Source organism: Sphingomonas cannabina, assembly GCF_021391395.1.
GTDB lineage: Bacteria > Pseudomonadota > Alphaproteobacteria > Sphingomonadales > Sphingomonadaceae > Sphingomonas > Sphingomonas cannabina.
This window is the reverse complement of record NZ_CP090059.1, coordinates 816,352-839,601: the sequence shown is the minus strand read 5'-3', so window position 1 is coordinate 839,601 and position 23,250 is coordinate 816,352. Positions and strand designations below refer to the sequence as shown.

General features: G+C 68.8%; 24 protein-coding genes. 9 read left to right on the top strand and 15 right to left on the bottom strand.

What is annotated here, in order from left to right:
• Positions 1-74 precede the first annotated feature (74 nt).
• Positions 75-563 carry a hypothetical protein gene (locus tag LZK98_RS04125; protein ID WP_233785143.1) on the bottom strand — a complete coding sequence of 163 codons (489 nt, stop codon included), beginning with the start codon at positions 561-563 and terminating at the stop codon, positions 75-77.
• 146 nt (positions 564-709) lie between these two features.
• Between LZK98_RS04125 and topA the strand changes: the two genes are divergently transcribed.
• Positions 710-3,229: a type I DNA topoisomerase gene (topA, locus tag LZK98_RS04120; RefSeq protein WP_233785142.1), complete on the top strand. Its 2,520-nt coding sequence runs from the start codon at positions 710-712 to the stop codon at positions 3,227-3,229.
• 91 nt (positions 3,230-3,320) lie between these two features.
• Here topA and LZK98_RS04115 read toward each other — a convergent pair whose 3' ends face one another.
• Complete coding sequence (locus LZK98_RS04115; RefSeq protein WP_233785141.1) at positions 3,321-3,617, bottom strand: SEL1-like repeat protein; 297 nt, start codon at positions 3,615-3,617, stop codon at positions 3,321-3,323.
• Between the two features lie 72 nt (positions 3,618-3,689).
• The gene (panC, locus tag LZK98_RS04110) at positions 3,690-4,538 is read right to left on the bottom strand and encodes a pantoate--beta-alanine ligase (protein WP_233785140.1); all 849 of its coding nucleotides are present in this window, start codon (positions 4,536-4,538) and stop codon (positions 3,690-3,692) included.
• Between the two features lie 86 nt (positions 4,539-4,624).
• Here panC and LZK98_RS04105 point away from each other — a divergent pair, with 86 nt between their 5' ends.
• From LZK98_RS04105 to LZK98_RS04090, 4 genes are all read left to right on the top strand, one after another.
• Positions 4,625-5,419 carry a division plane positioning ATPase MipZ gene (locus LZK98_RS04105; RefSeq protein WP_406693824.1) on the top strand — a complete coding sequence of 265 codons (795 nt, stop codon included), beginning with the start codon at positions 4,625-4,627 and terminating at the stop codon, positions 5,417-5,419.
• Positions 5,416-5,673, top strand: a complete 258-nt coding sequence (locus LZK98_RS04100) for a J domain-containing protein (RefSeq protein WP_233785138.1) — start codon at positions 5,416-5,418, stop codon at positions 5,671-5,673. Before LZK98_RS04105 ends, LZK98_RS04100 begins: the two co-directional genes overlap by 4 nt.
• 414 nt (positions 5,674-6,087) lie before the next feature.
• A complete protein-coding gene (gene pgmG / locus LZK98_RS04095) occupies positions 6,088-7,470 on the top strand; it encodes a phosphoglucomutase/phosphomannomutase PgmG (RefSeq protein WP_233785137.1) in 1,383 nt (460 codons plus the stop codon).
• Positions 7,471-7,709: 239 nt separating this feature from the next.
• Complete coding sequence (locus LZK98_RS04090; protein ID WP_233785136.1) at positions 7,710-8,465, top strand: exonuclease domain-containing protein; 756 nt, start codon at positions 7,710-7,712, stop codon at positions 8,463-8,465.
• 557 nt (positions 8,466-9,022) lie between these two features.
• On the opposite strand, the gene LZK98_RS04085 is transcribed toward LZK98_RS04090, so the two are convergent.
• Both LZK98_RS04085 and LZK98_RS04080 read right to left on the bottom strand, forming a co-directional pair.
• A complete protein-coding gene (locus tag LZK98_RS04085) occupies positions 9,023-10,000 on the bottom strand; it encodes a DUF6607 family protein (protein ID WP_233785135.1) in 978 nt (325 codons plus the stop codon).
• 11 nt (positions 10,001-10,011) lie between these two features.
• On the bottom strand, positions 10,012-12,240 hold the full coding sequence (locus LZK98_RS04080; protein ID WP_233785134.1) for a TonB-dependent hemoglobin/transferrin/lactoferrin family receptor: 2,229 nt from the start codon (positions 12,238-12,240) through the stop codon (positions 10,012-10,014).
• 139 nt (positions 12,241-12,379) lie between these two features.
• Here LZK98_RS04080 and LZK98_RS04075 point away from each other — a divergent pair, with 139 nt between their 5' ends.
• Positions 12,380-13,414, top strand: a complete 1,035-nt coding sequence (locus tag LZK98_RS04075) for a glycosyltransferase family 2 protein (RefSeq protein WP_233785133.1) — start codon at positions 12,380-12,382, stop codon at positions 13,412-13,414.
• On the opposite strand, the gene LZK98_RS04070 is transcribed toward LZK98_RS04075, so the two are convergent.
• Both LZK98_RS04070 and LZK98_RS04065 read right to left on the bottom strand, forming a co-directional pair.
• Complete coding sequence (locus LZK98_RS04070) at positions 13,336-14,076, bottom strand: class I SAM-dependent methyltransferase (protein WP_233785132.1); 741 nt, start codon at positions 14,074-14,076, stop codon at positions 13,336-13,338. The genes LZK98_RS04075 and LZK98_RS04070 overlap by 79 nt on opposite strands.
• Before the next feature lies 1 nt (position 14,077).
• Positions 14,078-14,494 (bottom strand): GtrA family protein, encoded by a 417-nt coding sequence (locus tag LZK98_RS04065; RefSeq protein ID WP_233785131.1) that lies wholly within the window; start codon positions 14,492-14,494, stop codon positions 14,078-14,080.
• Positions 14,495-14,646: 152 nt separating this feature from the next.
• Between LZK98_RS04065 and LZK98_RS04060 the strand changes: the two genes are divergently transcribed.
• A complete protein-coding gene (locus LZK98_RS04060; RefSeq protein WP_233785130.1) occupies positions 14,647-16,443 on the top strand; it encodes an AcrB/AcrD/AcrF family protein in 1,797 nt (598 codons plus the stop codon).
• Here LZK98_RS04060 and LZK98_RS04055 read toward each other — a convergent pair.
• The 7 genes from LZK98_RS04055 to LZK98_RS04025 all read right to left on the bottom strand — a co-directional run bounded on the left by LZK98_RS04055 (position 16,440) and on the right by LZK98_RS04025 (position 20,881).
• Positions 16,440-17,060, bottom strand: a complete 621-nt coding sequence (locus tag LZK98_RS04055) for a MarC family protein (protein ID WP_233785129.1) — start codon at positions 17,058-17,060, stop codon at positions 16,440-16,442. The two genes, LZK98_RS04060 and LZK98_RS04055, sit on opposite strands and share 4 nt — an antisense overlap.
• A complete protein-coding gene (locus LZK98_RS04050; RefSeq protein WP_233785128.1) occupies positions 17,057-17,659 on the bottom strand; it encodes a Cif family virulence factor in 603 nt (200 codons plus the stop codon). Before LZK98_RS04050 ends, LZK98_RS04055 begins: the two co-directional genes overlap by 4 nt.
• Before the next feature lie 134 nt (positions 17,660-17,793).
• Positions 17,794-18,669 carry a bifunctional methylenetetrahydrofolate dehydrogenase/methenyltetrahydrofolate cyclohydrolase FolD gene (gene folD, locus LZK98_RS04045; RefSeq protein ID WP_233785127.1) on the bottom strand — a complete coding sequence of 292 codons (876 nt, stop codon included), beginning with the start codon at positions 18,667-18,669 and terminating at the stop codon, positions 17,794-17,796.
• Positions 18,666-18,968, bottom strand: coding sequence for a DUF167 domain-containing protein (locus LZK98_RS04040; protein ID WP_233785126.1), 303 nt, complete (start codon positions 18,966-18,968; stop codon positions 18,666-18,668). The genes folD and LZK98_RS04040 overlap by 4 nt, the downstream gene beginning before the upstream one ends.
• A complete protein-coding gene (locus LZK98_RS04035; protein WP_233785125.1) occupies positions 18,965-19,264 on the bottom strand; it encodes a YggT family protein in 300 nt (99 codons plus the stop codon). Before LZK98_RS04035 ends, LZK98_RS04040 begins: the two co-directional genes overlap by 4 nt.
• A 53-nt stretch (positions 19,265-19,317) precedes the next feature.
• Positions 19,318-20,217 (bottom strand): acetylglutamate kinase, encoded by a 900-nt coding sequence (gene argB / locus LZK98_RS04030; protein ID WP_233785124.1) that lies wholly within the window; start codon positions 20,215-20,217, stop codon positions 19,318-19,320.
• A gap of 10 nt (positions 20,218-20,227) precedes the next feature.
• A complete protein-coding gene (locus LZK98_RS04025) occupies positions 20,228-20,881 on the bottom strand; it encodes a queuosine precursor transporter (protein WP_233785123.1) in 654 nt (217 codons plus the stop codon).
• Positions 20,882-21,115: 234 nt separating this feature from the next.
• On the opposite strand from LZK98_RS04025, the gene LZK98_RS04020 reads away from it, so the two are divergent.
• A complete protein-coding gene (locus LZK98_RS04020; RefSeq protein WP_233785122.1) occupies positions 21,116-22,417 on the top strand; it encodes a NupC/NupG family nucleoside CNT transporter in 1,302 nt (433 codons plus the stop codon).
• A gap of 53 nt (positions 22,418-22,470) precedes the next feature.
• Positions 22,471-22,944: an MAPEG family protein gene (locus LZK98_RS04015; protein WP_233785121.1), complete on the top strand. Its 474-nt coding sequence runs from the start codon at positions 22,471-22,473 to the stop codon at positions 22,942-22,944.
• Here the strand turns inward: LZK98_RS04015 and LZK98_RS04010 are convergent.
• The gene (locus tag LZK98_RS04010) at positions 22,941-23,210 is read right to left on the bottom strand and encodes a BA14K family protein (protein ID WP_233785120.1); all 270 of its coding nucleotides are present in this window, start codon (positions 23,208-23,210) and stop codon (positions 22,941-22,943) included. The genes LZK98_RS04015 and LZK98_RS04010 overlap by 4 nt on opposite strands.
• Positions 23,211-23,250: the final 40 nt, after the last annotated feature.

Below are 23,250 nucleotides of genomic sequence, written 5' to 3'. Positions count from 1 at the left end.
ACGGTTCGCTTCCTCCCCCTCCGTCACGCTTCGCGTGCCACCTCCCCCTGGCGGGGAGGATTGAAGGGGCCTCTCTAGCGGCAGGCCGCCTCCACCGAATCGAGGCGGCACAAGGTCGCGCGATCCAGCTGCGCCATGGCCCAGGCCGCCTGGTCCTTCGTCGGTGTCAAACGGAAGGCGACCTGAAGAACATAGAGCTTGCTCTCGCCGGCAACGCTCCGCTGGAACATCGTCTCCGGCTTGCCGGTCTGCGGATTCAGCGGGCAGTCAATCCGGATATCCACGCCGCGCGCACCGGAGACCGGCGCACCCGCCTTCGCCCCGGGGCAGCTCTGGCTCCACAGGCCGGCCATGCGGTCGGCGAATCCTGCGGGGTCGAGCGGACCGGCGAAGGTGAGCGTCGTGATCATCCGCGTCCACTGCTCCACGGTCTCCCCCTTCGGCACCTGCTCCTCGATGCTCGTGCGGCCGTTGTCCTGCTGGTGCGCGACGACGAACCCGTCCGCCTTCGGCCAGACCAGCCTTTCGCCCGCCTGGGCGCCGAGCAACGCCGCGACGATCATCAAACCCCGCATCATTCTCCCCCGGTTCCGAAACCGCCCGGCTTGACGGAACGACGCGCCGCCCTCACCTGACGCTCCCCGCTTGACGCCTCCCGCCGAGCCTCTCCACCCTCGCGCGTACACGTAAGGGACACGAACAGAAGCCCATGCAGCTCGTCATCGTCGAATCGCCCGCCAAGGCCAAAACCATCGAGAAATACCTCGGCAAGGACTATCGCGTCCTCGCATCCTACGGCCATGTCCGCGACCTGCCGGCCAAGGACGGCTCGGTCGATCCCGACCAGGGCTTCGCCATGGAGTGGGAGACCTACGCCGACAAGACCAAGCAGCTGAAGGCGATCGCCGACGAGGCCAAGAAGGCCGACCGGCTGATCCTCGCCACCGACCCCGACCGCGAGGGCGAGGCGATCAGCTGGCACGTCCGCGAGGTGCTCAGGAACCGCAAGGCGCTGCCCAAGGAGGTCGAGCGCGTCACCTTCAACGCGATCACCAAGCCGGCGATCCTGACCGCGATGGAGCATCCGCGCGATCTCGATATCGACCTGATCGACGCCTATCGCGCCCGCCGCGCGCTCGATTACCTCGTCGGCTTCACCCTGTCGCCGGTGCTGTGGCGCAAGCTGCCCGGCGCCAAGTCGGCCGGCCGCGTCCAGTCGGTCGCGCTCCGCCTGATCGTCGACCGCGACCGCGAGATCGAGGCGTTCCGCGCCCAGGAATATTGGTCGGTCGAGGCAGCGTTCGAGCACGACGGCACCGCCTTCACCGCCCGCCTCACCACCTGGGAGGGCAACAAGCTCGACCGCCTGGCGATCGGCGACCAGGGCACCGCCGAGCGCGCCAGGGCCGATGTCGAGGCCGGCCGCTTCACCGTCGCCAGCGTCGAGACCAAGCCGGCGACCCGCAACCCGCCGCCGCCGTTCACCACCTCGACCCTGCAGCAGGAGGCGGCGCGCAAATTGGGCTTCTCGGCGAGCCACACCATGCGCATCGCCCAGGCGCTCTACGAGGACGGGCTGATCACCTACATGCGGACCGACGGCGTCCAGATGGACGGCTCGGCGATCGACGCCGCGCGCAGGGCGGTGACCGAGCGCTATTCGGGCCATTACGTCCCCGAGAAGCCGCGCCAGTACCAGACCAAGGCCAAGAACGCCCAGGAAGCGCACGAGGCGATCCGCCCGACCGACTTCGGCCGCGACAAGGCCGGCAGCGGCGATCACGCCCGGCTCTACGACCTGATCTGGAAGCGCGCGCTCGCGAGCCAGATGGCGTCCGCGCGTATGGAGCGCACCACCATCGACCTCGAGGACGGCACCGGCCGCACCGTGCTGCGTGCGACCGGTCAGGTCGTGCTCTTCCCCGGCTATCTCGCGCTTTATGAGGAAGGCCGCGACGACAGCGACGACGAGGATTCGCGCCGCCTCCCCCTGCTCCGCACGGGCGACGCGCCGGCCAAGACCGGCGTCACCGCCGAGCAGCATTTCACCCAGCCGCCGCCCCGCTTCTCGGAGGCGTCGCTGGTAAAAAGGCTGGAGGAGCTCGGCATCGGCCGTCCCTCGACCTACGCGTCGATCATCCAGGTCCTCAAGGACCGCGCCTATGTCCGCGTTGAGAAGAACCGCTTCTATGCCGAGGAATCGGGCCGGCTGCTGACGGCCTTCCTCGAACGCTTCTTCGAGAAATACGTGAGCTACGACTTCACCGCCGGCCTGGAGGAGGAGCTCGACGACATCTCGGGCGGTCGCGCCGAGTGGCAGGCGGTGCTCGACGCCTTCTGGCGCGACTTCAAGCCGCGTACCGAGGAAGTGAAGGAGCGCCAGCCGAGCGAGATCACCGCCGCGCTCGACGAATTCCTCGAGCCTTATCTCTTCCCGGCCAAGGCTGACGGCAGCGATCCGCGCCTCTGCCCCAATTGCGGCGTGGGCCGCCTGTCGCTGCGCGGCGGGCGGTTCGGCGCCTTCGTCGCCTGCTCCAACTATCCCGAGTGCAAATACACCCGCCGCTTCGCCCAGCCGGGCGGCGCGTCGGGCGAGGACAGCGGCCCCGACAACCTCGGCACCGATCCAGAGACCGGGTTGGAGGTGTCACGCCGCGCCGGACGGTTCGGCCCTTATCTCCAGCTCGGCGAGGGCAAGGATGCCAAGCGCGCCTCCATCCCCAAGGATGTCCCCGAGCCGGTCGAGCTCGAAATGGCGCTGAAGCTCCTGTCGCTGCCGCGCACGATCGGGAACCATCCCGAGACCGGCAACCCGATCACGGCGTCGATCGGCCGCTACGGCCCCTATCTCGCCCACGACGGCAAATACGCCCGCCTGTCATCGACCGCCGAGGTGTTCGAGACCGGCATGAACGCGGCGGTGGTCAAGCTGGCGGAGGCGGCGGCGAACGGCGGCCGACCCGCACGCGGCGCCGCCCGCGAGCCGCTCAAGGTGCTGGGCAAGCATCCGCGCACCGAGGCGGAGATCAAGCTGATGGACGGCCGCTACGGCGCCTATGTCACCGACGGCACCACCAACGCGACGCTGCCCAAGTCGGTCGACAAGGACCAGCTGACGCTTGAGGAAGCCGCCCAGCTCATCGACGCCCGCGCCGCCGCGGCGCCGGCGAGGAAGGGCAAGAAACCGGCGAAGAAGGCTCCCGCCAAGAAGGCCGCCAAGAAGAAGTAGAGTCCAGTGCTCCTGCGAAGGCAGGAGCCTTGGCCTCAAGCGACACGTCAGCGGCCACGGCTCCTGCCTTCGCAGGAGCACGAGCAGGGAATCAGGCCGCCAGCCGCGTCGTCAGCTGCAGCCACGCCCGCGCCGCCTTCTGCGCCTCGGCGACTTCGCGCGCGGTCATGTCCTCGGCGATCTCGGCGCGGCACTCCTGCGCGCGAGTGTTGCCCTGCATCGCCGCCAGGTTGAACCATTTGTGCGCCTCGATCAGGTCGACGTCGACCCCCTCGGAACCGCTCGAATAGGCCATTCCCAGCTCGAAGCAGGCGCGGACGTTGCCGCGCGCGGCCTGGACCAGCCGGCTCTCGATCAGGAAATTCGCACTCGTGAGACTCTGACCCATGATTGCTCCCCTTGGTCTTTCTCTCCGACCAGGGGTTCTGCAACCGGCGGCGTCACCAAATGGTTAACGGGGTTAACCCTGTCCGTTCACCACGACCGCGACATTGTCGATGAGGCGCGTGCCCCCGATCCGCGCCGCCGCCAGCAGCCGCATCGGCCGGGCCGGATCGGGCTCGCCCAATGTCTCGGCATCGACCAGCGCGACATAGTCGATCGCGAAGCCCGCCGCGCTCAGCGCCTCGCGCGCCTGCGCCAATGCCGCCGTGGCATCACCGCCCTCGCCGATCGCCCTGGCCGCCGCCCCCAGAGCGCGCGGCAGCGCGACCGCCGCGGCGCGATCCTCGGGCGCGAGGTAGGCGTTGCGCGACGAGAGCGCCAACCCATCGTCGTCGCGCTGGGTCGGCACGCCGACGATCTCCAGCCCCATGTCGAGATCGGCCACCATCCGCCGGATCACCGCGAGCTGCTGGAAATCCTTCTCCCCGAACAGCGCGAAATCGGGCCGGACCTGATTGAACAGCTTGCTCACCACCGTCGCCACCCCGTCGAAGTGACCAGGCCGCGCGGCGCCGTCGAGCCCTTCGCTCACCCCCGCGACCGACACGTTGGTGGCGAAGCCCGCCGGATACATCTCCTCCACGGTCGGCATCCACAACAGGTCGACCCCGGCATCGCCCAGCATCCGCGCGTCGGCCGCCTCGCGGCGGGGATATTTGTCGAGATCCTCGTTCGGCCCGAACTGCTTCGGATTGACGAAGATCGACACCACCACCCGCTTCGCCAGCCGCTTCGCCTCGGCGACCAGCGCCATATGGCCGGCGTGGAGCGCGCCCATCGTCGGCACCAGCGCGACCCGCTCGCCGGCGTCGCGCCAGGCGGCGATCTCGGTCCGAAGATCGGCGACGCGACGGATGGTTTGCACGGAGTTTGGCCCTTCGATAAAGCGCTGAGAAAGCGCGGCCTTCTATGGGGGGTGCCGACGGCGATCAAGCAGGGGAATCAGGCGTCTTGGCGGACGGTTCTGGAGTACACGTCATCGTCTTCGCCAACGAAAAGGGCGGGACGGGCAAGTCGACGACCGCGGTCCATACCGCGATCGCGCTTGCTGCGCGCGGCGCGCGGGTCGCCGCGTTCGATCTCGACCATCGCCAGCGCACGCTCGGCCGCTATCTGGACAATCGCGCCGCGACCATCCGCCGCACCGGCCAGGACCTGCCGATCCCGGTCCACGAGACCCACGACGGCGAAAGCCTGGTCAAGTTCCAGCAGGCGCTCGAACGATTGGGAGCGGACGCCGACTTCCTGGTGATCGACACGCCGGGCCGCGACGATCGCTTCGCCCGCATGGCGGCGACCAACGCCGATACGCTGGTCACACCGATGAACGACAGCTTCGTCGATTTCGACCTGATCGGCCAGGTCGACCCCGACACGTTCAAGGTCACCCGCCCCAGCTTCTACTCCGAGCTGATCTGGGAAGCGCGCAAGACCCGCGCCAAGGCGGACGGCGCCACCATCGACTGGGTGGTGCTGCGCAACCGCCTCCAGCACATCGAGGCCCGCAACATGCGCCGCGTGTCGGAGGCGATCGACCAGCTCTCCAAGCGCGTCGGCTTCCGCGTGATCCCCGGCCTCAGCGAGCGCGTCATCTACCGCGAGCTCTTCCCCCAGGGCCTCACCATGCTCGATTCGCGCGCGTTCGGCGAGATGGGGCTGGCGCATGTCGCCGCGCGGCAGGAGCTGCGCGAGATGATGGCCGGCCTCGCCCTCCCCGAGCCGGCGATGCCGCTGTTCGCCGCATGAGCAAGCTGCTCGTCGCCGCACTGATCGTCGGCGCGATCTGGTGGTATCTCCGCAAGCCGGCGCGCAAGCCGCTCCCGGATGTCGCCGAGGCGCGCGCGATCCTCGGTGTTGGGCCGGACGCCACCGCTGACGACGTCCGCGCCGCCCATCGCCGCCTGGTGAGCGCCGTCCACCCCGACAAGGGCGGCTCGGCCGAGCTCACCCGCCGCATCAACGCCGCCCGCGACGTGCTGCTGCGGCGGCTAAAGGCTTAAATCCTCCCCGGCACGGGGAGGGGGACCAAGACGCGCAGCGGCTTGGTGGAGGGGGCCCTCGGCGGCGGACTCCGGTGCGGCAGGCCCCCTCCACCACCGCGCTGCGCGCGGCGGTCCCCCTCCCCGTGCCGGGGAGGATCTGAAGGGCCAACAAACCGCTTTCCTAATAGGATTTGCTCTGCTTGGTTCGCGGTGTCGCGACGATAAGTGGAGCAAAGTGAACGAATGCAGCGCGTCTCCCTTCACTTTCGCGCCCGTCGCACGGCCCCGTCCAACCATGACCTTCGTGACCTTCGACGGTTTTCCGCGGGATTTCCGGCACCGTCCGTCGCGCCGCAGCGCAACATAAATCGTATCGCCATTGCAACTTCCGGCGCCCTCGCGCTTTAGGCGGGCGACCCATCGGGAGGTATCATGACGCACCGTTTCGACCCCACGTCGCTCCGTGAATATGACATCCGCGGCATCGTCGGAAAGACGCTCGGTCCGGCCGACGCCAACGCGATCGGCCGCGGCTTCGCCACATTGGTCCGCCGCGCCGGCGGCACGCGCGTCGCGGTCGGCCGCGACGGCCGCGTCTCCTCGGTCGAGCTGGAGACGGCGCTGGTTGCCGGCCTCACCGCGAGCGGCGTCGACGTGGTCCGCGTCGGGCTCGGGCCGACGCCGATGCTCTACTACGCCGAAGCCACGCTAGAGGTGGACGGCGGCATACAGATAACCGGCAGCCATAATCCCGCCGATTACAATGGCTTCAAGATGGTGCTGCAGCACCGCCCGTTTTTCGGCGAGGACATCCAGCACCTCGGGCGCATGGCGGCGGAGGGCGACTGGGACAAGGGCTCCGGTACCGTCACCGATGCCGACATCCTGGACGATTACGTCGGCCGCCTCTTCGCCGGCTATTCGGGCGGCGCCTATCGCATCGGCTGGGACGCCGGCAACGGCGCCGCCGGCCCGGTGATCGAGAAGCTGGTGAAGCTGCTCCCGGGTGAGCACCACACGCTGTTCACCGACGTGGACGGCAATTTCCCCAACCATCATCCCGATCCCACCGAGGAAAAGAACCTCGCCGATCTGCGCAAGCTCGTCGCGGACAAGAAGCTCGATTTCGGTATCGCCTTCGACGGCGACGGCGACCGGATCGGCGCGATCGACGGCGAAGGCCGCGTGATCTGGGGCGATCAGCTTCTCTCCATTTTGGCGGAACCTGTGCTGAAGGAGCTGCCCGGATCGACGATCATCGCCGACGTGAAGGCGTCGCAGATGCTGTACGACCGCATCGCCGAATTGGGCGGCCAGCCGCTGATGTGGAAGACCGGCCACAGCCTCATCAAGACCAAGATGAAGGAGACCGGCGCGCCGCTGGCGGGCGAGATGAGCGGCCATATCTTCTTCGCGCACGACTATTACGGCTTCGACGACGCGCAATACGCCGCGGTCCGGCTGATCCGTGCGGTGCACATGATCGGCAAGTCGCTGACCGAGATCCGCGGCGCGATGCCGGTGTTCGTCAACACCCCCGAGATGCGCTTCCAGATCGACGAGAGCCGCAAGTTCGCGGTGGTCGACGAGGTGCTCGACCGGCTCGAGGCGGCGGGCGCGAACGTCAACCGCACCGACGGCGCGCGCGTGACCACCCCCGACGGCTGGTGGCTGCTGCGCGCCTCCAACACCCAGGACGTGCTGGTCGCCCGCGCCGAGGCGAAGACCCAGGAGGGCCTCGACCGGCTGATGGCCCAGATCGACGAGCAGCTTGCCCTCAGCGGCGTCAAGCGCGGCCCGCAGGCGGCGCATTGATCTGGACCAGTCCCCGGCGGGAGCCGGCCGGTGACGTCGTTGAAGAAAGGTGCCACCCCATCTTCGTCATTCCCGCGAAGGCGGGAATCCATTGTCGCTGAATGCCGTGGGTCTCACCAATGCCAGCCAGAATGGATTCCCGCCTTCGCGGGAATGACGAGGAAGGAACATGGCCTCAAATCGCGCCGCCGAAAGCCGGCTGACGTGACATAACCGCCGCCCGGCCCCACATAGGGGTGATGCCCTCCCCGTCCATCATCCGCGTCATCGACCTCGAGACTACCGGCAACGCCCCTCCCACCCATGGCGTGTGCGAGGTCGGCTGGCAGGACGTGGCGCTGGGCGAGGACGGGCGCTGGGAGCTTCACGGCGAGGGCGGCAGCAGGCTGGTCAATCCCGGCCGGCCGATCCCTCCCGTCACCATGGCGGTGCATCACATCCGCGACGAGGACGTCGCCGACGCGCCCTGGTGGCACGACGTCGCCCGGCCGATCCTCGATCCCTGGCCGCGCCGCGTCGCGCTCGCCGCGCACCGGGCGAGCTTCGAGGAGCAGTTCTGCACGCCGGCGCTGACGCATGGCGCCGAATGGATCTGCACCTGGAAATGCGCGCTCAGGCTGTGGCCGGATTCGCCCGGCTTCTCGAACCAGCTGCTCCGCTACTGGCGGCGGCCCCAGGGCCTTGTCCACGAGCGCGGCCTGCCCGCACACCGTGCCTTCCCCGACGCCTATGTCACCGCGCACCACCTGCGCGACATGCTGAACGAGGCGTCGGTCGCCCAGCTCATCCAATGGTCGAACGAGCCGGGCCTGCTGCCGCGCGTCCGCTACGGCCCCGACCGCGGCAAGGAATGGCGCGAGATCGACAATGAATCGCTCTACGCCTTCCTCAGCGACCGCGACCCCGACATCCGCTTCACCGCCGAGACCGAGCTCGCCCGCCGCCGCGGCGGCGGCGAGATCGGTCCGGCGACCGCGCAAGAGCTGCTGCTGTAGGACGGGATCGACATAAAATCCTCCCCCGCCAGGGGGAGGTGGCACGCGCAGCGAGACGGAGGGGGAGGAAGCACGCCGATAATTTGTCGCTGTCCTCCCCCTCCGTCAGTCCCCGCCTTCGCGGGAACTGACACCTCCCCCTGGCGGGGGAGGATTTGCTGAGGCAGTCTCGACGCCGAACAGCGAGACCGACAGCATCTCTCTTGCAATGTAGGATTTCGCCTGACAGCCTGCGGACCGGCTCTTTCTCATTCGTAGAGACCCCCGCCATCGCGGCTGGGCACGCGCACGCGAATGACTCGCGCGACCAGTGTCGATCCGGTCGGTTTTTTCGCGACCTTCATGTAACAATATATCGCGAAAGTCACAGGTCCCGTCTACCTATGACTTTCGTGACCTTCGACGGATTTCTGCGGGTTTCAGCACCTGTCGCCACCGGCCCCTGGTCGCGGATAGGACGATGGCGCGATGGTGGCCGGAGCCTCATCTTGCCGCCCCTCCTCCCGGCGAAGCCGCAATGACGAAGCGGTGGATCGATGCTCGATCGAGCGGCGTCCCTATCCCGTCGCCCCCGTCGCCTGGTCGATCAGCGCTCGCCCCGCTTCGATCGCCTTCGCCTCGCTGGTCTTGCCCTGCTGGACCTCGTCGGCGAGCGCGAGCAGGCGGCCGGCGATGACGGTGCCGGTCTCGGCCTCCTCGGCGACGCGGATCCCGTTCCGGGCCTCGCCGACCCGGGCCCATTCGCTGCGGATCGCCGCCCAATATCCCTTGGTCGAAGCCCAGTAATCATCCGCCGCCTTCACGTCGAAGCCGTCGCTCCGCGTGTAGCTGTTGAGCACCGATTCCTGGACGAAGGCGACGAGCTTGCCGTCCTCGATGCCCATCTTGATGTTGTCCTGCCAGTGGATCCATCCGGTCGGCGTCGGCTGGTGGCGGTTGATGCCGTAGTAGCGGTCGTAGACCGGATGCCGGACCGCGTCCCGCCGCGCGAGCGGCCGCCACGTCCAATTCGAGCGCCAGCGGCGGACGCCCGCCTCGGTCGTCCACTGGCCCCAGCCGCCGTAACGCGGCGAATCGTCGACCTGGTACACCGTCTGCGACCAGCGGCCCTTGCGCATCGCCTGGGGCACCGCCTCCCAGCTCCAGCTGCCCGGCCCCGAATAGACCAGCACCCGCGCCGGCTCATATTCCCAGTCCTGGCGCCAATGCTTGATCACCATCGGCTTGCCGCCCGCGTCGACCACCAGCAGGTGCTGGAGCCGGATCACGCGCCCGGTGTCCTCGACCACCCGCACCGCCTCGAACCCGCCGGAGACCTTCGGCGGGATCGGCGTATAGTCGGTCCGCCACGGCGTGGTCTCCTGCATGTCGAACCTGACCTTGTAGTTGCCCGCCATCGCCAGGATGTCGCGGCGGTCGGCCTCGAACGAGGCTGCCTCGGCCTCGGCGGCGCGCGGCTTGACCGGACCGTCGGCGAGCGCGGGCTGAACGGTGAGGGCAGCGAACAGGGCGCCTGCCATAAAGGTACGGATCATCGCGATCTCCATCAGAAGCGGAAGCTGAGCGAGACGCTGCCGTTGCGTCCCGGCTGGGAATAAGCGTCCTTGATCGGCGAGCTCGCCGCGAGGCCGCGGATGTCGCTCCACCACCAATATTTCTCGTCGGTGATATTGAAGACGCCGCCGCGCAGCGTGAGCGCCTCCGTCAGCCGCGCATAGGCGGTGAGGTCGAGGATGAAGCGCTCGCTGCCGGTGAAGCACTGGCTGCACGACCGCCGCGCCTCTTTCTGGCCGACATAGGTGACGCTGAACCGCCCGCCGAAGCGCCGATCGGCATGATCATAGCCGAGCCCCGCCACCACCTTCATCGGATCGATCGATTGGAGCGGCGTACGCACGCCGTCCGGGTCGATCGCATCGCCGACGGTGTAGGAGGCGGCGAGCGAAGCCGTGACGCCGCGCGCCGGCCGGGCCTCGATCCGCGCCTCCGCCCCATCGATCTTCACGCGGCCCCGGTTGACCCATTGGTAGATCCACGGGTTCGTCGGGCTCGGGCCGGGCAGGCCGGTGGTCTCCACCTGCTCGATGAAGTTCCGATAGTCGGCGTGGAAGCCGGCGAGATCGACCGAAACTGCGCCGCCGGTCACGCGCACGCCGGCCTCGTAGCTCCGGCTGGTCTCGGGCCTGAGGTCGGGATTGGGGATGCTGGTGTAGCCGACCGCCGGATTGGCGAAGAAATTGTTCACCTGGCTCGGCTCGGGCGCCTTGAAGCCCTGGGCATAGTTGGCGAACAGACGGATGCCGTCGGTGAGCTTCACCACCGCGCCGATCTTGGGCGACAACCGCGATCCGTCCTGCTTGGCGCCGGCGAAGGCCGGCAGCAGCGGATCGTCGGTGGGATCGAGGTCGTAGGCGTCGAAGCGCAGCGCCGGATAGAGCGTGACCGACCCTGCAATGATCTCGTCGGTGAGGAACAGGCCGGTCAGCATATAGTCGGTCACCGGGAAGGCCCGTGTCGGGTAGGTCTCGCCGGCGGGCGGCACCACGCCGTCGCGCAGCCCCTTCTGGCGGGTGAAGCTGAGATCACCGCCGAACACCACCCGATGACGGAGAGCGCCCGTCTCGAAACCGATCCGCACCTCGCCCGAAGCGCCGTAGACGCGGTTCTCGAAGGTGTTCCGCCGCTCGCGGTCGGCAAGTGGGGTACGGTCCTCATCAGTGAACTGCACGTCGTCCGAATCCTGCCAGAAGGCGGCGAGGCGCGCGAACTCGATCGCGCCCGCCCCGTCCCAGCTCCAGTCGAGCGCGACCCGCTTGCGCTCGCTGGTGTCCCGGCCCTGCAGCAGCTCGACCGTCGAGCTCAGGCCGGACAGCACATCGGTGAACAGTCGGCTGTCGAAATATTCGCCGGTCAGCCGCAACCGGTGCCCGCCCGCCTGATAGACGATCCGCGCGAGCGCCGCGTTGCTGCGTCCGTCCTGCGGGTTCGGCGTCGTCCGCGCGGCACCGGTCGAATCGTTCGCTCCCTTGTTGTCGAGCTCGTGGAAGTCGCGGCGCGTATAGGCCGCCATCGCCGACCAGTTGCCGCTGCGCCCCGCGACGATCGCCGTCTCGGCGAACTCGTCGTCGGCGCTGGCGTAGCTCGCCCGCACCAGGCCGCCGATGCTCTTGCCGCCCTCGAGGAAATCGGCCGGGTCACTGGTGGTGAAGCTCACCGCGCCGGCCAGGCCATCGCTGCCGTAGAGCGCCGAAGCGGGACCGCGCAGGATCTCGACCGACTTGATGAGGCCGAGGTCGACGTAATCGCCCCGCCCGGTCGCCTGCGGCCCGAAGCTGAACCCGTCGGGCACGCGCACGCCGTCGACCTGGATCAACACGCGGTTGCCGCCGATGCCGCGGATGGTGAACCCTTCGTTGCCGGCGCGGCCGACGGCGCTGCCCGCGGCCGAGAAGCGCGCCGGCTGGCGGGGGACGCTGATGCCGGGCTCGAACCGGACGAGGTCCTTGATGTCGGTCGCGAGCTCGTCGGCGATGCGTTCGGCGCCAATCACCGTCACCGTCGCCGGTGCGTCCTCGACCGGAACCGGCAGCCGGGTCGCGGTGACGGTGATCGTCTGACTATCCGAGTCCGAGGAGGCAGGCCGATCCGTGGTCGCGGCGGACGAATCCTCCGCCGCGACCACGCCCCCTTTTGCCTCTGGTGCACGCGCCAGTGCCGGCACCGCCCATGCGACGGCCATCATTGCCGCGCCGGCCAACCAGACGTTCCGTCTCATCCTTGCCCCTTTTGCTAACGCGAGTGACTCGCATTTGCATGTCGATTAGGAGCGGCGATGGCGGGCGTCAATGCCGCTTCGTGCCATATGCGAATCGATACGGTGACGTGCCCGTTGCAACCAGCTAAGGAGCGCCGCCATGAAGCGGCCGAAGCTCTCCGTCGTCGTCCCCTGCTACAATGAGGAACGCTGTCTCGAGGCGCTGCACGCGCGCGTCTCCGCCGCCGCCAGGGCGGCGGTCGGCGACAATCATGAGATCGTGCTGGTCAACGACGGCTCGCGCGACGGCAGCTGGGCGGTGATGCAGCGGCTCGCGGCGGCCGACCCGCGGCTCGTCGCGATCAACCTGTCGCGCAACCACGGCCACCAGCTCGCGCTCACCGCCGGGCTCGACCTGTGCGCCGGCGAGCAGATCCTGATCATCGACGCCGACCTGCAGGATCCGCCCGAGCTGCTCGCCGACATGCGCGCGACCATGGCGGCGGAGGGCGCCGACGTCGTCTATGCGGTGCGCCGCAAGCGCGAGGGGGAGACCTTTTTCAAGAAGCTCACCGCCGCGGTGTTCTACCGGATGCTCGACCGTATCACCGACACGCCGATCCCGCTCGACACCGGCGATTTCCGGCTGATGAGCCGGCGGGCGCTCGACGCCTTCCTGTCGTTGCCCGAGCAGGCGCGGTTCATCCGCGGCATGGTCGCCTGGGTCGGCTTCCGTCAGGTGCCCTTCGTCTACGACCGTGCCGAGCGGCTGGCCGGGGAGACCAAATATCCGCTCGCCAAGATGGTCCGTTTCGCGCTCGACGCCGTCACCGGCTTCTCGACCGCGCCGCTGCGCTTCGCCAGCCATGTCGGGCTGGCGCTGACGGGCGCGACGCTGATCGTGCTCGTCTATGTGGTGATCAGCTTCCTGATGGGCCGCACCGTGCAGGGCTGGACCTCGACCATGCTGGTCGTGCTGTTCCTGGGCGCGGTGCAGATGTTCGTGCTCGGCATGATCGGCGAGTATCTCGGCCGGCTCTACGTGGAATCGAAGCGGCGGCCGCTTTACCTCGTCGCCGATGTCGCCGGCCCGATCCAGGGCCGCGCGACGCTCGGCTACCGGTCGGAGGACGGCACCGACGCCAGCGTGATGATCGACAGCCCCGGTGGCAAGGGCACGCGCCCGACCAGGTGACGCTCGAGGCGGAAGATCGTCTCGAACAGCGCGTTGACGGGGCCGGGCGGGGGCGAATCGTCGCTGTCGTCCTTGCCGGTGAGCCTGCCGACCCCCCGCGCCGCCACCGCCGCCGGAAACAGCAGCGAGTTGAAGTAACGCAGGCCATTGTGCGTCAGCCCCGCCGCGCGGATCGCGGCATCGAGCGTCGCCTTGGAATATCGGCGCTTGTGGTGGTTCACCACGTCGTGCGCGCTCCACATCCATTGGTGCGCGGGCACGGTGATCAGGATCTTGCCGCCGGGCTTCAGCCGCTCGGCCATGCCCCGAAGCGCACCGACGTCGTCGTCGATATGCTCGACCACGTCGAGAACGGCGATCAGATCGTAGCTCGCCGGCGCCACACCCGTGAGCTCGGGCAGCGGCGCCTCGCCCACCGGCTTGCCGAGCCGCTGACTGGCGATGTCGCGGGCAGCCGCGTCGATCTCGATCGCGTCGACCTCGCCGAAGCGCGCCAGCATCGGCAGGTTGTGCCCGGTGCCGCAGCCGATCTCCAGCACCCGCGCATCCTGCGACAAGCCGCCGTAGCGGGTCAGGTAATCGGCGAGGATGTCGCGCCGCGCCCGGTACCACCAATGGGTGGAGTCGTGCGCCGCCATGCGATCGTAGACTACGCGTTCCATGTCAGCCGAACACCCAGTTGCGGTTGAGCGCGAAGGTGGCGAGCGGCGTCACGAACAGCAGCGGCACCACCGGCGTCCATTCCGGCAGATGCAGGGCGTTGATGCAGAACCAGGTCCAGAAGGCATTGAGGCCATAGCTCACCAGGCTGACGAGGAAGAAGCGTAAGGTCGTGCGGGCCACATTGTCACGATTGCCGTGCCCGCGGAAACTCCACCGGCTGTGGAGCACATAACCGACCACCACGCAAACCACATAGGCGGCGAACATCGCAAGCTGCGGATGGATTGCGCTAGCGAGCACCAGCCCGGTGTAGAGCGCTGCGCCCAGCAGCGTGATCCCGCCCCCCGTGATCGCATAGCGCACGAGCTGGCCGAGGACGGTGTTGGCGTTGAGATGATCGAGAGCTTTGGAAACCACTTGCCACTCCCAGACCCGTTCGCCCTGAGCTTGTCGAAGGGCCGCCCTTTTCTTTTTCGCCGGAAAGGTGAAAGGCGGCCCTTCGACAAGCTCAGGGCGAACGGTGGTTGGGGGCGCGCACTATCTCCAACCGGTTGAAGAGGGAAGCGGAATTGAACGATAGCCCATTCCCGTCCCGGTTCGAGATCGAGATCGACCGGCGCTGGCTCACCATCACCCTCGCCGCCTGGGCGATCGTCGTCGCCTGGTATCTGTGGCAGCGCTGGAACAACATCTATTGGCTATCGCTCGGCGATACCGACGATAACATGCGGCTGATGCAGGTGCGCGCGCTGCTTGGCGGTCAGGGCTGGTACGACCTGCGGCAGTACCGGCTCAATCCGCCCTCCGGCTTCGACATTCACTGGTCGCGGCTGGTCGACCTGCCGATCGCGGGGTTGATCCTGATCCTCAAGCCCTTCCTCGGCACCGCCTGGGCCGAGCGCTGGGCATGCGGCATCGCGCCGCTGCTGCCGCTCGGCGTGACGATGGTGGGCGTGGCGCTCACCGTGCGGCGGCTGGTGGCGCCGGCCGCCTATCTCCTCGCCGGGATCATCCTGTTCGGCACTGGCGCGTCGATGACGATCGGCATGTACGTGCCGATGCGCATCGACCATCACGGCTGGCAGCTGGCGATGCTGAGCCTCACCGCCGCCGGCCTCGCCGACCCACGGCGCGCGCGCGGCGGGGCGACGGTGGGGCTCGCCACGGCGGTGTCGCTCACCATCGGGCTCGAGATGCTGCCTTACGGGGCGATGGCGGGGGCGATGGTGACGCTGCGTTGGGTGTGGGACCGCACCGAGGCGCGGCGGCTGCTCGCCTATGCGCTGACCCTGAGCGGCGGGAGCGCGCTCGGCTTTGTCGGCTTCACGTCCTACGCCAACATGGCGATGCGCTGCGACGCGCTGACGCCGGTATGGCTCTCGGTGATGGTTGGCGGCGGCGCGCTGCTGTTCGTGCTGGCCTGGGCCAGTCCCGAGAACCGCATCGTTCGGCTGGCGCTGGCGGCGGCTGCCGGCGCGGTCGTCGCGGGCGCCTTCGCCTATGCCTTCCCGCAATGCCTTGGCCGGCCGGAGGGCGTATCGGAGGAGCTCGCGCGGACGTGGCTCAACAACGTGCGCGAGGCCAAGCCGATCTACCAGCATCCGCTCCGCGTCGCCTTCCCGATGGCGGTGCTGCCGGTCTCGGGCCTGATCGGTGCGATCATCGCCACCTGGCGCGCCCGCGGTACCGAGCGCTTCGCCGGCTGGGTCTCGGTCACGCTGTTCGTCGCCTTCGCCGCGGCGATGCTGCTGTGGCAGATCCGTGCCGGTCCGGCGGCGGCGCTGATCGGCGTGATCGGCGCGACCGCGCTCGCCTGGATCGTGCTGCCGTGGCTGCTGACCCGATCCTCGGTGGTGGTACGGGTGGTGGGATCGGTCGCGGCCTTCCTGCTGATTTCCGGCCTCTTCGCCGGCATGACGCTCCGCTTCCTGCCGACCGAGGCGTCGAACGCGCGGACCAAGATCGTCAACCGCGCCAACGCCCGCTGCTCGACCATCCCGGCGATGCGCCCGCTCGACCGGTTGCCGGCGACGGTGATCTTCACCCATGTCGACCTGGGGCCGCGACTGATCACCCTCACCCATCACGACGCGATCGCCGGCCCCTATCACCGCAACGGCGACGCGATCCTCGACGTCCATCACGCCTTCACAGGCACGGCGGACGGCTTCCGGGCAATCGCGAAGCGGCACGGCGCTCGGCTGCTGCTGGTGTGCCCGAACATGGCCGAGACGACGATCTACCGCAGCCGGGCGAAGGACGGCTTCTACGGCCAACTCACGCAGGGCAAGGTGCCGACATGGCTGGTGCCGGTGCCGCTGCCGAAGAATTCGCCGTTCCGGCTGTGGCGGATCGACTATGACTAAGCCAGGCTCGCCTTCACCCCGTCGATCACGAACTGGGCGGCGAGCGCGGCGAGGAGGACGCCGAGGAGGCGGGTGATCACCGCCTCGATCTTGGCGCCGAGGAAGCGCATGATCGGTCCCGCCGCAAGCAGCGCGGCCAGCGTCAGCGCCAGGATCGTCAGCATCGCCGCCAGCACCACCGCCGAGCGCTCCAGCCCCTGGTTCTGCGACATCAGCAGCATGACGGTGGCGATCGAGCCCGGTCCCGCGATCATCGGCATCGCCATCGGGAAGATCGAGACGTCCTCGATCTCCGGCGTCTCGGCGATCTTCTGCGCGCGCTCCTCGCGGCGCTGGGTGCGGCGCTCGAACACCATCTCGATCGCGATCAGGAACAGCATGATGCCGCCCGCGATGCGGAACGCGTCGAGCCCGATGCCGAGCGCGCGGAGCAGGTCCTCGCCGACCAGGGCGAACACCAGCAGGATAACGGTCGCGACGGTCACCGCGCGGATCGCCATCGCCCGCGAATGCGCCGGCGTCGCACCCGCGGTGAGCCCGGCGTAGATCGGCGCGCAGCCGGGCGGATCGATCACCACGAAGAAGGTGATCAGCGAGGAGATGAACAGCTCGATCATTTCGGCGCCGCGATCTCGTCGGTGACGACGGGCTCCAGCGCGGTGCCGGTCCAGATCAGCGCGGTGAAGCGGCGCGCGCCACGGGGATCGACGGTCCAGGACCAGGCCAGGCTCCGGTCCGGGGACCGCCCCTCGGCATGTTTCGAGGTCGCATCGACCAGGTCCGCGGCGGCGAGGTCGACCGGTTCGCACGATGCCTTCCGGACCGCGGGCCCGGCGCGCTCACGCGGCGCCGAGAGGCCGTCGCCGCCGTCGACGATCCACTTCCAGCCGCCGTCCGCCTGCCGCTGCCACACGGTCGTGAAATAGCCGACGCTGCCGTCGGGCTGCCGCCAGCCGCCGGTGTTCACGGCAAGCGAGCCGTCGCACGACACGAAGCTGGCGGTCGGCCACCAGTCGACCGACTTGGGCGGGTCCTTGCGATCCTTGAGGAACGCCTGCGCGTTGACCGGCTGCGGCGCGAACATCACCGCGTCGTCGGCCGCCCATTTGCGGAAGGCGGTCCATTGCCCGAGCCTGACGGCATCGGCGGCGAAGGCACGCTCGGCATCGACCGCGGACGGGCCGGCCTGCGCCGCGAGCAGCGCCAGCAGGATCATTGCGAAACCCGCAGAAAACCGTCGAAGGTCACGAAAGTCATAGGTAGACGCGCCCCCTTCGCCTGCCGCGCCGACCGGCCAAATCCGATGGCGTCGCGCCAGTCAGGCTGACGGGCGAAATCCAACATTGCAAGTCAGATCGCGCCCTTTTCGAGCGGCACGCCAGCATTGCGGTGCGCGGCGACGATGGTGTTGCGGAGGAGGCAAGCTATCGTCATCGGCCCGACCCCGCCCGGCACCGGCGTGATCGCGCCGGCGATCGAGGCCGCGCCGTCGAAGTCGACGTCGCCGACCAGCCCCTCCGGCGTGCGGTTGATGCCGACGTCGATCACGGTCGCGCCCGGCTTCAGCCACTCGCCCTTGACGAAGCGCGGCCGGCCGACCGCCGCCACCACGATATCGGCGCGTCTGACGTGGCCGGAGAGGTCGCGGGTCTTCGAATGCGCCAGCGTCACCGTCGCGCTGCGCGCGGTGAGCAGCGCCGCCATCGGCTTGCCGACGATGTTGGAGCGGCCGATCACCACCGCGTCGAGCCCGGCGAGGTCACCCAGCTCCTGCTCGAGCAGCATCAGGCAGCCGAGTGGCGTGCAGGGGACGAAGCCGTGCAGCCCGGTGGCCAGCCGGCCGGCGTTGACCGGGTGGAAGCCGTCGACGTCCTTGTCCGGGCTGATCCGGGTCAGCACCGCGGCTTCGCGGATGTGCGCCGGCAGCGGGAGCTGGACGAGGATGCCATCGACCGCCTCGCTTTCGTTGAGCGCGTCGACCAGCGCGATCAGCTCGTCCTCGGTCGTGCTTTCGGGCAGGCGATGCTCGAAGCTGGCCATGCCGGCGGCGATCGTCGCCTTGCCCTTGGAGCGGACATAGACGTTGGAGGCGGGGTCGTCGCCGACCAGCACCACCGCAAGACCGGCCTGCCGCCCCGCAGAGGTCCAGAAGCTCGCGGCCAGCTCGCTGACCCGCTCGCGCAGCCGCGCGGCGGCCGCCTTTCCATCGATGATCCGTGCCGTCATGGCTCGCTCCCATAGAGGCGGGCGGCGATCTGCGCCAGCGCTGCGGGATCGCCGGCGAGCGCGATGCGCTTGGTCCGGCCGGTCTCGCCGCTCAGGATCGTCACGTCCCGCTTCGCCACCCCAAACGCCCTGGCAAGCAAAGCGATCAATGCAGCGTTGGCCGCGCCGTCCACCGGCGGCGCCTTCAGCCGGACCGCGAAGCTGCCCTCCGTCCCCGCCGCGATCGCCTCCCGCGAGGCGCGCGGCGTCACGCGGACGCTGAGGACCAGGCCGTCGGAACGCTCGGTCCAGGCGCTCACATGCCGTAAGCGACGGGTGAGTAGAGCCCCGGGATGACGATGTTCATCAGGATGTAGAGGACGATCAGCACGACCAGCGGCGACAGGTCGAGCGCGCCGAAATCGGGCAGGATGCGGCGGATCGGGCGGTAGATCGGCTCGGTGACCACCCCCAGCGCGTGCCAGACCGAGCGCACGAACTCGTTGTGGAGATTGATGACGTTGAACGCGATCAGCCACGACAGGATCGCCTGAATGATGATGACCCACCACAGGATGGTCAGCAGGTAGAGGACGATTTGCAGGACGATGTTCAAGCGACGGCTCCTGGAAGGTGTGCTGTTACTATAGGACGCCGGATGCCCCCACGCTAGCGCCGGACCAGCGTGCCGACGCCGCGTTCGGTGAAGATCTCGAGCAGCATGCCGTGCGGGATGCGTCCGTCGATGATCACCGCGGCGTCCACGCCGCCCTCGACCGCGGCGACGCAGGTCTCGAGCTTGGGGATCATGCCGCCGGTGATCGTGCCGTCGGCGCGCAGCCCGGCGATGTCGGCGGGGGTGAGATCGGTGAGGAGCCCCCCCTGCTTGTCGAGCACGCCCGGCACGTCGGTGAGCAGGAAGAAGCGCGAGGCGCCGATCGCCGAGGCGATCGCGCCGGCCATGGTATCGGCGTTGACGTTGTAGGTCTCGCCGTCATGGCCGAGCGCGATCGGCGCCACGACGGGGATGAAGCCCTGCGCGGACAGCGTGTCGAGGATGGTGCCGTCGACCGCGACCGGCTCGCCGACGAAGCCCAGGTCGACGTGGCGCTCGATACCCTGGAGCTTGTCGGGCTCGGTGCGCGTCACCTTCTCGGCGCGGACGAGGTTGGCGTCCTTGCCGGCGATACCGACCGCCTTGCCGCCGGCAGCGGCGATCCAGGCGACGATCTCCTTGTTGATCGAGCCGGCGAGGACCATCTCGGCGATCTCGGCGGTGGGCTTGTCGGTGATGCGGAGGCCGTCGTGGAAGCGCGATTCGACGCCGAGCCGTTTCAGCATCGCCCCGATCTGGGGCCCGCCGCCGTGGACGACGACGACGTTGATGCCGACCATCTTCAGCAGCACCACGTCCTCGGCGAAGTCGCGCGCGAGCTCCGGATCGCCCATGGCATGGCCACCGTATTTCACGACGAAGGTCTTGCCGGCGTAGCGCTGGAGATAGGGCAGCGCCTCGGTCAGCGTCTCCGCCTTGGCGAGCATCGCGGGATCGGGGGCGTGGTTGGTCATGGGCGCGCGATTACGCGGGCGGCGGCGCGCCGTCCAGCTTCCGTCCGATCGCGACGAACACGGTGATCAGCACGGGCACCAGGACGATCGACAGCACCACCTTGGCCAGCATCTGCCCCAGCATGAGGTCGAGGATCGGCCGCACGCCCAGGAACGAGATGGTGATGAACAGCACGGTGTCGACGATCTGCGAGACCACGCTCGCGATCATGCCGCGCAGCCACACCAGCCGCCCGGTGCCTTCCTGCCCCTTGAGCCTGGAGAAGATGAAGACGTTGAGCGTCTGCGACGTGCCGTAGGAGATGAACCCTGCCAGCATCATGCGGATGCCCTGGCCGACGACGATCGGGAAGGCGTCGACCGCCGGCGGATACATGCCGGGATCGTGCGGCAGCGCCAGCACGAACTGGATCAATCCCGCCGACACGAACAGCGGCACGAACCCGAGCCGCACCAGCAAGGTCGCGGTGCGCTGACCGTGCAGTTCGGCGACCGCGCTCGAGATCACCACCAGGATGAGGAAGCCGAAGATCCCCGCCTCGACCGCCAGCGGCCCGAGCGCGACCTGCTTCACCCCGAGCACGCCCGCCATGCAGACCATGCCGCCGTAGAGGATCGAGAAGGCGAAGAGCGAGCGGGCGATGCCGCGGTCGGGGGTGTCCATCGCCGCGACGCTAGCGGATTTCGCGGGCGGGGGAAGCCCTTGGCATCCTCCGCCGTCACCCCGGCGAAGGCCGGGGTCCACCAAGCCTCTCGTCCAGCGCTCGAACCTCTTGTCCGGCACCTGCGGCGCAGTGGACCCCGGCCTTCGCCGGGTGACGAGGAGGGGGGTGGCGAGGTCGTCGGGCGCGTGTATTGTCACCCCCTTCCGCGCCGGGGGGCGTGGCGGAGGGATTTCATGCGTTATCTGATCGGGCTGGCCGGCATTCTCGTCATCCTGGGGCTCGCCGTGCTGCTCTCGACCGACCGGCGCGCGATCCGGCCGCGGGTGGTGGGCGCTGCCTTCGCGCTGCAAGCGGGGATCGCGGTGCTGGTGCTGTACGTGCCGTGGGGCAAGGCGGTGCTCGAGTTCCTGTCGGGCGGGGTCGCCAACCTGCTCAGCTACGCCAACGCCGGCACCAGCTTCCTGTTCGGCAAGCTCGCCGACGATCCGCTCGGCAAGAACTTCGCGATCCAGGCGCTGCCCGTCATCATCTTCTTCGCCGCGCTGGTCTCGATCCTCTACTATCTCGGCATCATGCAATTCGTCGTGCGCTGGATCGGCGGCGCGATCGAGAAGGTGACGGGCGTCTCCAAGGTCGAATCGCTGTGCGCGGCCGCCAACATCTTCGTCGGCCAGTCCGAATCGCCGCTGGTGATCCGGCCCTATCTCGCCAGCCTCACCCCGGCGCAGCTGTTCACGGTGATGACCAGCGGCATGGCCGGCGTCGCGGGGACGATCCTCGCCGCCTATGCCTCGATGGGGATCCGTATCGAGTATCTGCTCGCGGCGAGCTTCATGGCCGCGCCGGGCGGTATCCTGATGGCGAAGATCATCATGCCGGACACCGTGCCGCCGAAGATCGCCGACGAGGCGATCGAGCTTGCCGACACCCGCGTCAGCGGCCAGGGCCCGGCGGCGCTGCTGCCCGAAGGGGTCGCGCCCGAGCCGCCGCCGATGCCCGAGGCGACGCATGACGAGGAGAAGCCGGCCAACATCATCATGGCGGCGGCGCAAGGGGCGCAGACCGGCGTCCGGCTCGCGGTGGCGGTCGGCGCGATGGTGCTGGCGTTCGTCGCGCTGGTCGCACTCGCCAACGGTATCCTCGGCGGGATCGGCAACCTGCTCGGTATCCCCGGACTCAGCTTCCAGGGACTGCTCGGCTATGTGTTCGCGCCGGTCATGTACCTGCTCAACGTGCCGTGGAACGAGGCGGGGATCGCCGGCGGGCTGTTCGGGCAGAAGGTCGTGCTCAACGAGTTCGTCGCCTATATCAGCCTCGGCGCGCAGCAGGGCGCGCTATCCCAACGCACCATCGCGGTGATCACCTTCGCACTGTGCGGGTTCGCCAATTTCTCGTCTATCGCGATCCAGATGGCGGTGACCGGAAGCCTCGCGCCCAACCAGCGGCCGGTGATCGCCCGGCTCGGCATCAGGGCGCTGCTCGCGGGCAGCCTCGCCAACCTGATGTCCGCGGCGCTGGCGGGGCTGCTGATCTAGGCATGGCGGCGCCGGGCGGGCCTGGACAGCGACAAGGCCATGTCGCCGCCGGAATGGCGGCTGCCGCCGCGATCACCGTGGGTGCCTTCTGGATCGGGCTTACCCATATGCCGGCCGTCGATCCGGCGCCGGGCGAGGCGATCCGTACTGCCCTGCGCTGGCTCGTCCTGCCCGGCGCCTGCCTGCTCGCCGGCATCGCGCTGACGGCGGCGCACCGCTTCTCCTCGCCCGAGGCGATCGACGGGAGTTCGCCCGAGGCCGACGCGCGGCTTACGCTGCTGCTGCGCTACAACCGGAACACGGCCGAGCAGCTGCTGCTCGTCGCGGTCGCCTGGCCGGCGCTCGCCGCGACACATCTGCCGGCTGCGGTGGCGGTGGTACCGCTGCTCGCAGCGCTGTTCGTGGCCGGGCGGCTGGCATTCGGGCTCGGCTATCGCAGCCTGCAGGTCCGGGCCTTGGGGTTCGGGCTCAGCTTCTACCCGACCGTCGCGCTGTTCGGGTGGCTGATCGCTGCGCTGCTCCTCTAGAGCCGGCAGCGTGCGGTGACGCCGCGGCGCACGACATAGCGGTCGGTGCGCGGGTTGTAGCTCGGGTAGCGGCGGGCGCAGGCGCGGGCGTGGCGGCTGGACGGCGACTGCTTCAGCCGCTCGGCGCGGATGCGCTGCTGGTGACGGCGCAGATTGTCGTAGCGTTGGGCATCCAGCGTCGGGCCCAGCCACTGCGCGGCCGCAGGCATGGGCAACGCCGCCGCCGATCCGATAACCGCGAGAAATGCGAGCGTTGCGAGACGCATGGTCCCCCTCCCCTTACGTGATCCTGTGCGCGACAACGTT